Below are 14,241 nucleotides of genomic sequence, written 5' to 3'. Positions count from 1 at the left end.
AGGGACACAAAATCATGACAATTGCATTCCTGTTTATCCTGCTGTTCGGCTTGATGGCATTGGGCGCACCGATTGCCATTTCACTTGGCGTATCATCGCTTGCGACCATTATGCTGTTTGGCGATGACAGCCTTGCCACGCTGGCGGAAAAGCTGTTTGGCGGGATGGAACATTACACCCTTCTTGCCATTCCCTATTTCATTCTGGCATCGGCATTTCTATCAACCGGTGGCGTTGCCCGACGCCTGATTCGCTTTGCCATTGATACGGTCGGCTGGTTCCCCGGTGGCCTTGCTATGGCATCGGTTCTGGCCTGCATGCTGTTTGCCGCTGTGTCCGGCTCCAGCCCGGCCACCGTTGTTGCCATCGGTTCCATCGTCATTGCCGGGATGGTGCGCGCGGGCTATCCACAAAGCTTTGCGGCTGGTGTGATTTGTAATGCCGGAACACTTGGCATTCTGATCCCGCCCTCCATCGTTATGGTGGTCTATGCCGCCGCGACCGAGGTTTCGGTTGGCCGCATGTTCCTTGCCGGGGTGATCCCGGGCATCATGGTCGGCCTGATGTTGATGATTGCGATTTACATCGTCGCACGCGTCAAGAAACTCCCAAGCCAGCCACGCCCGACCCTTGGCGAATGGGGCCGTGCATTGCTGTCGGCATCTGGTGGACTTTTCCTTGTAGTACTGATCATGGGCGGTATTTACGGTGGTGTTTTCACCCCGACCGAGGCCGCCGCTGTTGCAGCCTTCTATGCCATGATCGTTGCCGTGGTATTTTACCGCGACATGGGCCCGATCAAGGAACAGTCATGGGTGCCTGAAAACGGCAACACCGGTTTTGGCAGCCTGCTTGCCTATAACCTGCCGAAAATGGGCAAAGCACTCGCACTGATCCCGTTTGACAAGGACATCCGTCAGGTCCTGCTTGAGGCTGGAAAAGTCACGATCATGCTGATGTTCATCATCGCCAATGCGATGCTGTTTGCCCATGTCCTGACCTCGGAACGTATTCCTCATACGATTGCCGGAACCATTATCGACTGGGGACTTCCGGCATGGGGCTTCCTGATTGTTGTCAATATCGTGCTGCTGATTGCTGGCAACTTTATGGAACCCTCGGCGATCCTTTTGATCATGGCACCGATCCTGTTCCCGATTGCCATGCAGCTTGGCATCGATCCAATCCATCTGGGCATCATCATGGTGGTCAATATGGAAATCGGCATGATCACCCCGCCGGTTGGGTTGAACCTGTTTGTTACATCCGGGATCACGGGCATGCCGTTGCTCAAAGTCGTAAAGGCGGCATTGCCGTGGCTGATGATCCTTCTCGGCTTCCTGATCCTGATCACCTATGTTCCGGTCATCTCGACCTGGTTGCCAAATACATTGATGGGCCCTGAACGGATCATGACCCATTGATCGGGTGACCTGATCTGCAATTCAAATTGCCAAATACATTGTAACGCAAAGGGCGGCATTCCAACGGATGCCGCCCTTTGTGCGTTTACGATCAATGGCCTGCATGGCTGCCATACTGCTGTTCATATCTACCATCTCTGGAAAGAACGGATTTTTTGTGGATAATGAACAGCTTGAATCGTTTCAGGTTGCTGTTACCCGATAATTTCCAGAGCCCCATACCACGGCCACCTTCATCCTGCCTGCCTCACGCTGACGGCATCCGCAAACGTCCTCCGTTGGCAAGTTGAAATCATGCTCTGATCTGGACATCGGGAAACCTGCTCCCCACCTGCCACCTCATGAAACGGAATGTAATGATATGGCCACCAACGCGCCAAACACCGAGTTAAACCCAAAACGTCTGGCATTGTTGCTGGCAGCGTTGATTGCGACGGCCCCGTTCGCAATTGACACCTATCTGCCAGCCATCCCCGCCATGGCGGATGATTTTGGCGCGACAACCCACGCGGTTGAGGTCTCCATCAGTACGTTTCTCATCGGGTTTGCCTTGGGCCAGTTGATTGGCGGTCCGATATCGGACCGTATTGGCCGTCGTCCCATCGCACTGACCGGCCTTATCATTTACATCATCACCAGTGCCATCATCACCAGCGTTGAAAGTTCCACCGCCCTGAATGTCATGCGGTTTATTCAGGCTATTGGTGGCGGCTTTGCCCTTGTGGTAGTCGGCGCCTCGGTGCGTGATCTTTATGATGGCAAGGAAGCCGCGCGCATGTTCGCGCTGATTGCCGTAATCATGATGATTGCCCCGCTTGTCGCCCCGACTGTCGGATCGGTGCTTCTGGTCTGGTTTAACTGGCAGGCGATCTTTGTTTTATTGGTGATCTATGGCAGCGTGATGCTGTTTGTCGTCTGGTTCAAAATGCCCGAAACCACCAAATACCGGCCCCGTTATGCCGGACCGGCGCGCCGTATCTGGTGGACATATCTTGGGGTTTTGCGCACGCGCAAGGCGGTTGGTTTTATGCTGACCCACACAGGTGCGAGTGCGGTGATGTTTAGCTTCCTGACCGACAGCCCATTCATGTATATCGACTTTTTCGGCGTATCCCCGGCGGTCTTCCCCTATCTGTTTGGCTGCAATGTTGTTGTGATCGTGATCTGCAACCGGCTGAACAATCCATTGCTGCGCCGTCTTGAATGTCATCAAATTCTGATGATTGGTGCTGGCATCCAGCTTGCCAGCGTCATTGGATTATTCTTTGCAATCAACGTGTTTGAGCCGACCCTTTATAGTGTCGTACCATTGGTGATGCTGTCAGTCGGCATGATCGGGTTGACGGCTCCCAATGCCACCGCATCCTTCATGCAGTATTTCCCTCACATTGGTGGTACGGCCACGGCCCTGATGGGCACCATCCAGTTTGCCACCGGTGCGGTCGCCGGGATGATGATTGGGCATTTTCATGACGGCACGCTCTTGCCTGTCACCATTTCAATGCTCTGCTTTGCGATTTTTGCCAATCTGATGGTTCATTTCGTGGCCGAGGCAAAGCTGCCCGAAGTTGCCTATGACTTTAACGCGCCAAACACCCCAGAAACCGAAGCCAAACCGGTATCCGCAGAATAACCCGTCCCAAAGGAGCCCCATACACATGGCGAAATTGACGTTCGATGATTACGGCCGTGTGATGGCCCGCTACAACAGATGGCAGAACGACGTTCTGTTTAACCTCTGTGATCAGATCGGGGATGACGAACGCCGTCGCGACCGTGGCATGTTTTTCAAATCAATCCATGCAACCCTGAATCATCTGGTCCACATCGACATTCGCATTCTGGGCATCATGAAAACCGGTGAGGCCCCGGTCTATGATGCGCATGGCACCGTGTCCGATGATTTCGATACCCTGCGCCAAGCACGCCGCGACCTTGATGCAGAGATCGAGGCATTTGTCACATCCGATGATCACGACTGGCAGGACGGGTTTCGCGAATTCACCGGGGTTGATGGCATTACCCGCAATTTGCCCCGCCCACTGTTTCTGATCCAGTTTTTCAATCACCAAACCCACCACAGATCCCAGATCACCAGCGAACTGCATAAGATGGGCCTTGATTACGGCATCACCGATGTGCCGCTGACGCCGGACCTTCCGCTATAAGCTTAACGCTTACTTTCCAACAAACACCGCTTTGCGCTTTTCAAGGAACGCGGTGTAGCCTTCCTTGAAATCCGCACTGTCAAAGGCGCGGTATCCATCGTCAAATTCACGCGCATCAATCGCCCCGCCTTGACGCAGGCGGTTGATCATTTTTTTGTGCAGGCGTTGCGTGATCGGTGCCCCACCGGCAATCCGACTGGCGGTTGTCGCCACTTCGCCGTTAAAATCAGCAATCGGCACATGGCGGGCAACAAAGCCGATTTCACGTGCGCGTTCGGCACCAAACATCTGTCCTTCAAGCAGGATTTCAAACAGGGCTGCCTCGCCCAGCAAATCCAGCATGATTTGCAATTCCGGATACCCAAGTGTTGCGCCCAGTTTCATCGGCGGCACAGCAAATTTGGCGTTGTCGGCGGCAATGCGCAAATCACACACGGCGGCCAAAACAAACGATGCCCCCATGCACGGCCCGTCAATCGCGGCAACCACTGGATGCGTGCAGGACTGAATGGCTTGCAGAGCTTCGGCATGCAGCATTCCGTAATCGCGCGCCTTTTCAAACCCAGCCCGTTCGCGCACAAACTCATGAATGTCTGCCCCGGCGCCAAACCCAACCCCGTCGCCACCGCGAATGACCACACAGCGCAAGTCCATATCATCAGACAATTCCTGTGCAATGCGCGCCAATGTGCCCCACATCGGTTTGGTCAGGGCATTTTTGCGTTCCGGTTGGCAAATGGTGATGGTCGCAACACCGCCATTGGTATCCACAACAAGTCCGGTTTCCTGCGCCATCGTCCTGCCTTTCAAATCAACAAATCGGTATTCATATACCAAATAACGCCCAAACCCCTATTTGCCAATACCTTAGGCATAAAGCTCCCAGCAAACGCGACAAATCTGGCTGACCTTGTTTGTGTCGGCTATGCAGTCACATGGACGGCAATATTGAATGTGAGACGCCACCCGTTACCCCCGTACACTGCCCACAGCCTCTTCAATCGTGTGTTCGTACTGCACCAATGGCGGCTTGATGCCATGGGCAAACAGTTCCCGCTGCACGTCATGGGATGTTCCGGTCAATATTACCTGCACACCGCGCCCACCGGCCTTACTGGCCAGACTGGCCAGCGTATTGGCCGCTGTAGAGTCCAGAAACGGCACGGCGGCGAAATCAATGATCAAGGCCCGATGACTATCGCCAATCTGGTCAAGCACTGACCCGATTGAGGCCGCGGCCCCGAAAAAGAACACGCCTGAAATCCGGTACACAATAATACTGGGATCAATCACGGGCGCGATATCGGATGATGTCTGATTCCCATTCTTTCGGTCAGCCTGATCTTCGGTAACGAACGGCGTATGGCTTGCAACGGCGGTGGTTTTTGACATGCGTTGGATAAACAGCACAGCACCCAGTGCAAAGCCAACCACGATGGCCTCCATCAGATCGCGGAAGATCGTCAAAAGGAATGTCGCCATCAGGACCGCCGCATCCCCGCGCGAGGCCCGCAAAAGCGTGGCAAAGGCATGTCTTTCAATCATGTTCCACGCCACAACCGCCAGCACCCCGGCCAAACAGGCCAGCGGGATGAAACTTGCCAGCGGTGCGGCAATCAAAATGAACATCAACAAAAACAGCGCATGAAGTATTCCGGCAATCGGTCCATGGGCGCCTGCGCGAATATTGGTTGCCGTGCGCGCAATCGTGCCGGTCACGCAAATCCCGCCAAACAGGCCTGACGCAATATTGGCAACCCCTTGGGCCACCAATTCGCAGTTGGAACGATGTCGCCGTCCGGTCATGCCATCGGCCACAACGGCCGACAGCAGCGATTCAATCGCGCCAAGCAACGCAAAAGCAATCGCATTGGGGATCACCGCCTGGACCTTATCGATTGAAAATGCCGGCAAAGACGGAAGTGGAAATTCACTTGGAATACCACCAAACATGCTGCCAATCGTCGAGACCTGAAAGTCAAACGCGATGGTCACAATGGCTGTGCCAGCCACCGCAATCAGCATGCCCGGCCAATGCGGCCGCAACCGTTTTAGTCCAACAATCACAACAATCGTTCCGCCTGACAGCATCACCGTGATCGGATCAATGCTCGGCAGTGCCGCCCAGATCACCGGCAGTTTTTCAAGCAACGGCCCCGGCTCTGGCCCAAACAGGGTCAAGCCCAGCAAATCCTTGATCTGGCTGGAGAAAATGATCACAGCAATGCCAGCGGTAAAGCCAACCGTCACCGGATAGGGAATGAACTTGATATAGGTGCCGAGCTTCAATCCGCCGACTCCCATCAGGATGAAGCCCGACATGATCGTCGCGATAATCAGCCCGTCAATGCCATGCACCTGAACAGTGCCAGCCACCAAAACGATAAAGGCCCCTGCCGGTCCACCAATCTGAAACCGGCTCCCACCAAGCAGCGACACCAGAATTCCACCAACGACGGCAGTATAAAGCCCCTGTGCCGGGGATACCCCCGATGCAATCGCAATCGCCATAGACAGCGGCAGGGCGACAATCGCCACCGTCAGTCCGGCAATCGCATCTGCCCGCAATTGCGCAAGCCCATATCCCTCGCGCAGGACGGTAACAAGCTTCGGGGTAAAAAGATCAACATATCCGGGGTCGGAAATCGTCTTGGTTCTGGTCGTTTCAGTTTTCATTTTGTCCGGCGGCCTTGTGAAAAGGCGGCGGGATCGTCGGCAAGTGTCGGCGGTCTCCGTCGCAATGATGTTGCGGTTTATTCTTCGTCCTGTTTGGTCGTGTTTTCGGCGGGACGTATTGCAGGATCCTTCAGGCGCACACCTCGGCCCGTCGAGATACTTTGCACATTATCCCCGATCAGCTCGATCCCGGCACGATCAAGCGCCTCGACAACCTTAGCCAGCGTATCGACCACACCGCGCACATTGCCCTTGCTGGCCTCCATTCGCTGAATGGTCGGCACCGAAACCCCGGCCATTTCAGCCAGTGTTTTTTGATCAATGCCCAACAGAGCCCGCGCCGCGCGCATTTGTCCTGCGGTAATCATAAAGCAAACCCTTTAGTGCAAGTTGATCGAAGCCTAGCAAAGTCCATCTAAAACTTCAATTATGATATCTCAGATATCATTTATGATACCTTACACCTTCATTTCACAATTCACGCCGCGCTCATTCTTTGCCAATTCTCTTTTTGACCGTGCCACAGCCCCAATCCTGACCACCCGGACAGCGGCTTTTCTTTGCGCTTTTTTGTCAAAAGCGTTATGAGGTCGGCAAATCTTCGAGCCAAAGAGGGTAAAGCTGCCATGACCACCCCATCACCGACCGCGCATTGTTCCTATGCTGCCAAAACCGTTGCCAAGATTTTGCTGGACATCGGAGCGGTTAATTTCCGCCCGGAAGAAGCCTATATCCTGACGTCTGGCTGGGCCAGCCCGGTCTATATCGACTGCCGCAAACTCATTTCATTCCCGCGCGCACGCCGCAAGGTGATTGAGCTTGCCGCCCGTCAGGTGTCCGATGCTGCAGGTTACGAGGCATTTGATGCCGTCGCCGGTGGTGAAACAGCGGGTATCCCTTATTCCGCGTGGCTGGCCGATGTGATGGACCTGCCGATGCAGTATGTTCGCAAAAAACCCAAAGGGTTCGGTCGCAAGGCCCGCATCGAAGGCGACATCCACGAAGGTCAGCGCGTTCTTCTGGTCGAAGATCTGGCTACCGATGGTGCCTCGAAAGTCAATTTCGTCAATGCCATCCGCGATGCTGGCGGCGAATGCAAACACGCCTTTGTCGTGTTCTTCTATGACATCTTCGAAGGTGCGCTTGAAGAACTGCGTAAAGACGACATCGAAATGCATTATCTTGCCACCTGGGCGGACGTTCTGGCCGTTGCCGAAGAAGGCGAATATTTCAGCCAAGACGCCATCGAAGGGGTGCGTTCGTTCCTTGCCGATCCGATTGGCTGGTCCAAGGCACATGGCGGCAAGCACGACTAAGCGAAGCCAAACAGCACACACTCAAACGCCCGCCAGATTTTGGCGGGCGTTTTGTTTTTCACCTTGTGATGGCCGGGGTGGAAGAACCGGGATTTATCCCGCCATATCCAGATCAGATTGAACAACCTTGGCCGGAATCGTCGCCCCCAGGTCATGCGCGGTTTTCAGGTGTGCGACCGGATCGTTACCATCGGCCAGCAACATCAATTCGGATGACGCGACCTCAACGCCGCAATAATCAAAAATACCCTGATGGATTTGCAGCTTCATCGCGCCGAAATACCCATGCCGGGCAAATGTGCCCAAACCGGCACCACCAATCGCGACAAGATGGACCTTCAAATGGGTCAGCTTTTTAATGACCTTTTCGCCGTCTATGTCCTCATAGGCCCAGCCATTGGTAAATACCCGGTCAATCCACCCTTTCATGATGGCGGGCATCGACCACCAATAGATCGGAAAAACCAGCACCAGCGTATCGGCACGGTCGATCCTCTGTTGTTCGGCGATGACGTCATCGGGGTACGGCGTGACAAGGTCAAACCCCGCGACATCGCCCAAACTGAAACGCGGATCAAATCCCTCTGCCGTAAGGTCGGCAAGTTCGAAACTGTGGTCCGATCCGGCATCTTCGATACCCTTGCCGATATGATTGGCAACAGCATGGGTAAACGAACCGGTATTTGGATGTGCAACAACCACAAGTGCGTGCATGACAGATCTCCTTCTTAACCGATTGCCTCAAGGCGGCAATCACTATATACTTTTAGTAAGTTACTTTCCGTAAGTTACGTTTGGTATATAGAGATGTCAAGCACCAGCGCAAATAATTCTCCAACCCGCCACAAACCGCGCAAACGGCTCTCGCGGGAGGATCGGTATCGTCAACTTGTTGATGTCGCGTGGCAAATGGTGCGTGGGCAAGGAACCGAGGCACTTAGCCTTGGTTCCCTTGCCGATCAGGCCGGTGTGACCAAGCCGGTTGTCTATGATCATTTTGGCACCAGGTCGGGATTGTTGATCGCCCTGTATCAGGATTACGATATGCGCCAGTCCGCCGTGCTTGACGCCGCTCTTCAGGCAAGTGCGCCCACCCTGAACGACAAGGCGTGGGTGATTGCATCATCTTATGTTGATTGCGTATTGTCTCAGGGGCGTGAAATATCGGGTGTCATTTCCGCACTTGCCGGGTCGCCAGAGCTTGAGCAGGTAAAACGCGACTACAACCTTCTGTTCCTTGAAAAATGCCGCAATATTCTTGCCCCTTTTTGTGCCAGCGGCACCGTATCAACGGTCAGCCTGTGGGGGTTCCTTGGCGCGGCAGAGGCCCTGTCCTACGCGGCGGCAACCGGTGAAATCACACCGGAACAGGCGAAAAACGAACTTTTTGACACCATTGTCGCCATGGTGGCACGACACGTATCTGACTGACATAAACAGGCACAGTCTCTAACTAGCGTCTTGTCTATGAGCCAAATACACAGGCGGCAGCACCGCCAACCGACGGGCAAGATACCCTTCCTTCGTCGCAATGAATTTCTGCATTTCCGCAAAGTAGCTTCGGGGCACGGCATTTTGGATAATGTCGTGCCCCGAAAGCTTGATCGACCAGTCTTTCAGACGATCCATTCCGGCATAAAGATCCCGGTTCAGTCCAAGCGAAAGCAACGGAAACGGTCGAAAAGCCGTTGCGAAAACAAAATCAAGCAGGCTAAGGCGCCCCTGCGCCTGCAAAGGTTTTGTCTCAACATGGCTGGCAAGTATTTCAAGCCGTTGGGTTATCTGTGCCACCGTTGCATCAACCGTATCCTCCGTTGGCGCCTGATAAATCAGCATTGCCGTCAACGACAATATCTGTTCGCCAAGTGCAATCAGCCCACGGTGCAGGCCACGTTCATAAAGATCGCGTGGCAACAACGTTTTGCCGGTTAAATCATCAAGATACTCACAGATCGCAGCGGCCTCAAACAGGACCCGCCCGTGATCAACAACCAAGACAGGCACTTTGCCCGTCGGGCTGATGTCAAAAAGCCAGTCCGGCTTATCCTCAAGTGAAATATCAACCCGTTCGTGATCAATTGAACATGCGGCCATGACCATGGAAACACGCTGCACATAGGGACATAATCGATGTCCCACCAGACGAAAATGAGGGTACATCACACATCCCCGAAATTTGGAAAATTCTAAAAACCATTCTGACGAACAGCCAACGGAAATCATGACGCCGCACTATCCCATGAAATGCACGTTCAGTTTATTGCCATCCAGATCACGGAAATATGCGGCATAAAATCCGTCGTCGGTGCGTGGACCGGGTGTGCCTTCTGATGTACCGCCCAACGCCAGCGCCTTTTGATAGACCTCGTCAACCTGCTGGCGCGACTGTGCGGCCAAGGCGATCATTGTGCCATTTCCGACGGTTGCCGGTTTGCCGTCAAACGGAACATGGACAGAAAAACATGGGCTATCGGTACTCTGTCCCCAGACAATAAAATCGGAAACAACCATGACGCCGCCTGCCCCAAAACACTCAAACAATGCGTCATAAAATGCGCCAGAGCGCGTCAGGTCATTCGTTCCAACGGATGTGTAGCCAATCATCACAGTTCCCTTTGTTATGTGCGTTCAACATTTCGCAGGAACAGAAATAGAGAATTGCAAATTTGCAATACATACGCGATTTTGAAATGCAACATTGCAAATTTGGAATTTATGCAGATGGACTGGAATTACATGAAGTCCTTTCTCGCCATCGCAGAGACAGGATCGCTCGAACAGGCCTCCCAGAAACTACGTGTCAGCAGCACGACCGTGTTTCGTCATATTCACGCTCTGGAAAAAGAAACCGGTGCGAGGCTGTTTGACCGGGTTCGGGGTGATTATCAATTGACCGAAGCCGGGGCAGATATGCTGCACCCTGCCCGACAGATCATGAACAGCTTCGATGCGATAAACCTGAACATTTCCGGGCGTGATGTGTCGCCGTCCGGGTTGGTGCGCATTACCGCCCCGACAAGCTTTTCATACTTCCTTTTGCCTGATTGCTTTGCGCGATTTCGTGCCGAACATCCTGACATTCAGCTTGAACTGCTGACGAGCAATCAGGAATTCAACATGACACAACGCTATGCCGACATCGCAATTCGGGTCGCCAGCCATCCACCCGAACATCTGGTCGGTCGCGAGGTCCGAAAAATCAGTTGGGCCATTTACGGCACCTCTGATGACGTTGCGACTGACGATCTGAACTTTCTGTTGCAGCAGAACTTTATCGGCGCGTGCGGAACACTTCGCAGTCATCCCGTTTTCACATGGTTGGAAAAATGCCACCGGGGTAAAATTCATCAGCAGTCCGATGACCTGATTGCAATGGCACAACTTGCGCTTTCGGGATGCGGCTTTGCCTGCTTGCCGACCGATCTTGCCATCCCCGGTTTGAAACGGATCACCGTGCTGAAAGATATCGCGCCAAACAGATTGTGGGTCTTGACCCATCCTGATCTGAGACACATCGAACGGATAAAACTAACGATGCGCTGGATCGCCAACACCTTAAAAAACGAACCGAAATTATCAACGCCCGACATACACACAGCGTAATGCCCAGAGATCGCCGGTCGGTCAAAAAGCTTTCATCGGCCCATATCTGGACAGGCGCGATAAGTCAGTCCAATATGTTCCATAATAAAAGCAAAGTCGTAGCATCCAATACGACCGGTTTTAGGGACAACGCGATCGCGTGACCACGGCAAAATGCCATAGGTCCAAGGAGCACGACATGTCGATGCATACAACAGCCAAGACTCTGACCATGATTGCACTGACATGTGCTCTGTCTGCCTGCATGGCAGCGGTCGAAGATCCCGTCACCGTCGCCAATGATAGCCAGACCATCGTCACCCCATGGGGTCCGCCGTCCAACGCGCAAGCCAATAGCGCACCCAAATCCATGGCACGCCCAACCGGCACAACCGCCGGATCGGTCGCAACACAGTCCGATAATCTGGTGATGATGGAAGACCAAAATCAAAAAATGCTCGATCAAATGCAGAAACAGCAAATTGACGAGGCCCGCATTGCGCTCGGCATTCTGGATCGCATGGCGCAACGCTGTGTTCAGCAAGGCGATGCCGCGTCCTGCGCCACCTTGCAGAAAAACTGGGCCCCACTATCACAGCAACTGCATAAAAGTCTGTCGATGTTGTCGGGCGATGCGATGAACATCCCGATGTCCGACCCAACCATGAGCAATATGCCCGGCAGCAACATGGGCGGCCAAATGGCACCCCAAACACCGCCAGCACCACAAGGGATGGTGCCGTCAACTGGCACCGACACCCCGGAAATGGAAAAAGTCATCCCGATGACCCAGCCGGGCACGGATGGTTAGCAAGTAACTCTAGCTTAGGAGCCTCTCTTGCATAGCAAACGATATCAGGTTTTTATAAGTTCTACGTTTGAGGACCTTCAAGAGGAACGAAGAGCAGTACAAGATGTCGTTATAAGCACCGGTGATTTCCCAGTGCAGATGGAATCTTTTCCTGCAGCAGATGAGAATCAGTTTGAGTTCATTAAAACACTAATTAGCCAATGCGATTATTATGTCCTGATTATAGCAGGTCGATATGGGGCTATCGACGAAGAGGGAATCAGCTACACGCATAAAGAGTTTCGCTATGCTGTATCAAAAGAAATTCCGGTACTGGTTATGTTGCACGGTGCCCGAGACAAAATAGCCTTGGGAAAATCGGAAGAAACTGAAATTGGTAAGAGCAAGCTAGTTGAATTTGTAGCTGAAGCCGAATTCAATAGGCTTCGCAAGACATGGACGTCAATCGGAGATCTAAAGCTAGCTGTACGTGAAGCATTGGATAATGCCAAAGCAACTAAATCGAGAGCTGGATGGGTACGAGGCGACTCATTAGCCAACGTCGATGCACTATCCGAGATCAATAAACTGAGGAAACAAATAGCAGACTACGAAGAAACACTCGGTGAATGGAGGGCTGAAATAGCACTTCCTCTACCCGCGTTACCTAAGCCAGATAAGAAAATATTTATCGACTTGCTTCCCAACACGGCCGGGTGGGATACAGGAAGTAACGCAAGATTGAGAGCAAGCTGGCTGTCGATCTTTCCAATTTTCCAAAATAGCCTCGTGTGGAATTCGCATGACGAAGGCTACTACATAAATGAAGAACTCACCAGTATCCGACTTGGCTCAAACTTAGCAGGAATAGTATCTCCAATTGATCCAAAACAGGGCTTTAAGGTTGTCGAAATTTTTCTAAAACGAATCATAAGTTTCTATATTGAAGCCGGGTGGATGAATACTGATGATTATGAACAGCCATTCACTGATATCTCAAAGAAACTAGCTCGCAGGTATAATGTGGTTGGGAGCACATTATCAGATATTGAATTAATATCAGGAAATATTACTGTAAATGGACAAGCTCCTAACATTGACGACGAGGTACCATTTTAGGTTCTAAAAACGCCCCATAAAGTCGTTTTGAATTCTTCAATTTGAGATAGAGCAAAGACGCCCAAAACACCCGAGATTATGCTTATTCCATATCGAAAGGACCCGCGTGTGATCCTCACCCTTCTGGTGAAGATGACGGGCCGTACAATGGAGACAGTCTCATGTATCGGGATATTCTTGTTCACATCGACAATTCGCCTGCCTGCACAGAACGCCTTGCCGTCGCGCTGAAGGTGGCCAAGGCGCAGAAGGCCCATCTGACAGGTCTGTTCCTGCTGCCTGTGACTGATATTCCGCGCTTTATGGAAGTCCAAATTCCACAAGAAATCATCGCTCAGCAACGTCAGGCAATGGCCGATCAGGGCAAAGTGGCGCAAGGCGTATTTGAAACCGCCTGCACAGATGCCGGTATTGAATTTAGCTGGCAACAAACAACCTGTGCCGCCACCGAACTTGCCGATACGGCAGCAATGTATGCCCGCCACCATGACCTGACGATTTTAGGACAGCACGACCCGGAAAGCGGTGATCCGTGCTCTGTCTCTGAGATGCCAGATAAGGTTGTTCTGACGTCTGGCACACCTGTTCTGATCGTGCCCTATGTCGGAAAGTTTGCCACGGTCGGCGAGCGGGTTCTGATTGCCTGGAAACCATACCGCGAAGCCGTTCGCGCAGTAAACGACAGCATGCCGTTCCTTGAAGCCGCCAAGAAAGCCGTGGTTCTGTGTGCCGATCCGAACAAGGGCGCACGTGATACCTTGCCCGTACCGGGCATCGACATCGCGGACCGTCTCAAACGCCACGGCATTAGTGCCACCAAGGAAAGCATGAACGCATCGGGCATCAGTGTTGGTGACTTGCTGTTGTCGCGGGCCGCGGATGAAAGTTCTGATCTGATTGTCTGCGGAGCCTATGGCCGCCCGCGCCTGCGCGAATTGATGATGGGCGGTGTGACACAGCATCTTTTGCGCCACATGACCGTTCCGGTCCTGATGTCACACTAAGCCAATATCGCGCGTACCCGCATCAAAACCCCATATCAAAACCGGTCGGATCATTCCGGCCGGTTTTTCGTCATCAAGGGTTAATCCATTGCAAAGTTATCGCAGTGCAAAGGAATGGGTTGCGCCCGATCAAAGTGGGATTAAAGTGCCTTAAAAGCATTT

General features: G+C 52.8%; 15 protein-coding genes. 9 read left to right on the top strand and 6 right to left on the bottom strand.

What is annotated here, in order from left to right:
* Nucleotides 1–14: 14 nt before the first annotated feature.
* The 3 genes from AMM48_RS00675 (at nucleotide 15) to AMM48_RS00665 (ending at nucleotide 3,592) form a co-directional block, all read left to right on the top strand.
* Nucleotides 15–1,424 (top strand): TRAP transporter large permease, encoded by a 1,410-nt coding sequence (locus AMM48_RS00675; RefSeq protein WP_102782520.1) that lies wholly within the window; start codon nucleotides 15–17, stop codon nucleotides 1,422–1,424.
* 361 nt (nucleotides 1,425–1,785) lie between these two features.
* Nucleotides 1,786–3,057 (top strand): multidrug effflux MFS transporter, encoded by a 1,272-nt coding sequence (locus AMM48_RS00670; protein WP_102782519.1) that lies wholly within the window; start codon nucleotides 1,786–1,788, stop codon nucleotides 3,055–3,057.
* A gap of 25 nt (nucleotides 3,058–3,082) precedes the next feature.
* Complete coding sequence (locus AMM48_RS00665; protein WP_102782518.1) at nucleotides 3,083–3,592, top strand: DinB family protein; 510 nt, start codon at nucleotides 3,083–3,085, stop codon at nucleotides 3,590–3,592.
* 9 nt (nucleotides 3,593–3,601) lie between these two features.
* Here AMM48_RS00665 and AMM48_RS00660 read toward each other — a convergent pair whose 3' ends face one another.
* From AMM48_RS00660 to AMM48_RS00650, 3 genes are all read right to left on the bottom strand, one after another.
* Nucleotides 3,602–4,387: an enoyl-CoA hydratase-related protein gene (locus AMM48_RS00660; protein ID WP_102782517.1), complete on the bottom strand. Its 786-nt coding sequence runs from the start codon at nucleotides 4,385–4,387 to the stop codon at nucleotides 3,602–3,604.
* A gap of 174 nt (nucleotides 4,388–4,561) precedes the next feature.
* Nucleotides 4,562–6,268 carry a SulP family inorganic anion transporter gene (locus AMM48_RS00655; protein ID WP_102782516.1) on the bottom strand — a complete coding sequence of 569 codons (1,707 nt, stop codon included), beginning with the start codon at nucleotides 6,266–6,268 and terminating at the stop codon, nucleotides 4,562–4,564.
* Between the two features lie 77 nt (nucleotides 6,269–6,345).
* Nucleotides 6,346–6,636 (bottom strand): helix-turn-helix transcriptional regulator, encoded by a 291-nt coding sequence (locus tag AMM48_RS00650; protein WP_101303621.1) that lies wholly within the window; start codon nucleotides 6,634–6,636, stop codon nucleotides 6,346–6,348.
* Nucleotides 6,637–6,894: 258 nt separating this feature from the next.
* Between AMM48_RS00650 and AMM48_RS00645 the strand changes: the two genes are divergently transcribed.
* Nucleotides 6,895–7,584, top strand: a complete 690-nt coding sequence (locus AMM48_RS00645; protein ID WP_102782515.1) for an orotate phosphoribosyltransferase — start codon at nucleotides 6,895–6,897, stop codon at nucleotides 7,582–7,584.
* Between the two features lie 93 nt (nucleotides 7,585–7,677).
* Here the strand turns inward: AMM48_RS00645 and AMM48_RS00640 are convergent, their stop codons facing one another.
* A complete protein-coding gene (locus AMM48_RS00640) occupies nucleotides 7,678–8,298 on the bottom strand; it encodes an NAD(P)H-dependent oxidoreductase (RefSeq protein ID WP_102782514.1) in 621 nt (206 codons plus the stop codon).
* A gap of 93 nt (nucleotides 8,299–8,391) precedes the next feature.
* Between AMM48_RS00640 and AMM48_RS00635 the strand changes: the two genes are divergently transcribed.
* On the top strand, nucleotides 8,392–9,015 hold the full coding sequence (locus AMM48_RS00635) for a TetR/AcrR family transcriptional regulator (RefSeq protein WP_102782513.1): 624 nt from the start codon (nucleotides 8,392–8,394) through the stop codon (nucleotides 9,013–9,015).
* Nucleotides 9,016–9,033: 18 nt separating this feature from the next.
* Here AMM48_RS00635 and AMM48_RS00630 read toward each other — a convergent pair whose 3' ends face one another.
* Both AMM48_RS00630 and AMM48_RS00625 read right to left on the bottom strand, forming a co-directional pair.
* On the bottom strand, nucleotides 9,034–9,744 hold the full coding sequence (locus tag AMM48_RS00630; RefSeq protein ID WP_158246412.1) for a glutathione S-transferase family protein: 711 nt from the start codon (nucleotides 9,742–9,744) through the stop codon (nucleotides 9,034–9,036).
* A gap of 72 nt (nucleotides 9,745–9,816) precedes the next feature.
* Nucleotides 9,817–10,188: a VOC family protein gene (locus tag AMM48_RS00625; protein WP_102782511.1), complete on the bottom strand. Its 372-nt coding sequence runs from the start codon at nucleotides 10,186–10,188 to the stop codon at nucleotides 9,817–9,819.
* 132 nt (nucleotides 10,189–10,320) lie between these two features.
* On the opposite strand from AMM48_RS00625, the gene AMM48_RS00620 reads away from it, so the two are divergent.
* The 4 genes from AMM48_RS00620 (at nucleotide 10,321) to AMM48_RS00605 (ending at nucleotide 14,079) form a co-directional block, all read left to right on the top strand.
* Nucleotides 10,321–11,187 (top strand): LysR family transcriptional regulator, encoded by an 867-nt coding sequence (locus AMM48_RS00620; protein WP_244271066.1) that lies wholly within the window; start codon nucleotides 10,321–10,323, stop codon nucleotides 11,185–11,187.
* A 178-nt stretch (nucleotides 11,188–11,365) separates the two neighbouring features.
* Nucleotides 11,366–11,977 (top strand): hypothetical protein, encoded by a 612-nt coding sequence (locus AMM48_RS00615; RefSeq protein ID WP_102782510.1) that lies wholly within the window; start codon nucleotides 11,366–11,368, stop codon nucleotides 11,975–11,977.
* 27 nt (nucleotides 11,978–12,004) lie between these two features.
* A complete protein-coding gene (locus AMM48_RS00610) occupies nucleotides 12,005–13,075 on the top strand; it encodes a DUF4062 domain-containing protein (protein ID WP_102782509.1) in 1,071 nt (356 codons plus the stop codon).
* A gap of 161 nt (nucleotides 13,076–13,236) precedes the next feature.
* The gene (locus tag AMM48_RS00605; protein WP_102782508.1) at nucleotides 13,237–14,079 is read left to right on the top strand and encodes a universal stress protein; all 843 of its coding nucleotides are present in this window, start codon (nucleotides 13,237–13,239) and stop codon (nucleotides 14,077–14,079) included.
* Nucleotides 14,080–14,241: the final 162 nt, after the last annotated feature.

It is taken from the genome of Thalassospira sp. GB04J01 (assembly GCF_000751115.1).
Classification (GTDB): Bacteria; Pseudomonadota; Alphaproteobacteria; order Rhodospirillales; family Thalassospiraceae; genus Thalassospira; species Thalassospira lucentensis.
Note: the sequence above shows the minus strand (reverse complement) of the source record. Positions and strands in the feature narration are given on the sequence as shown.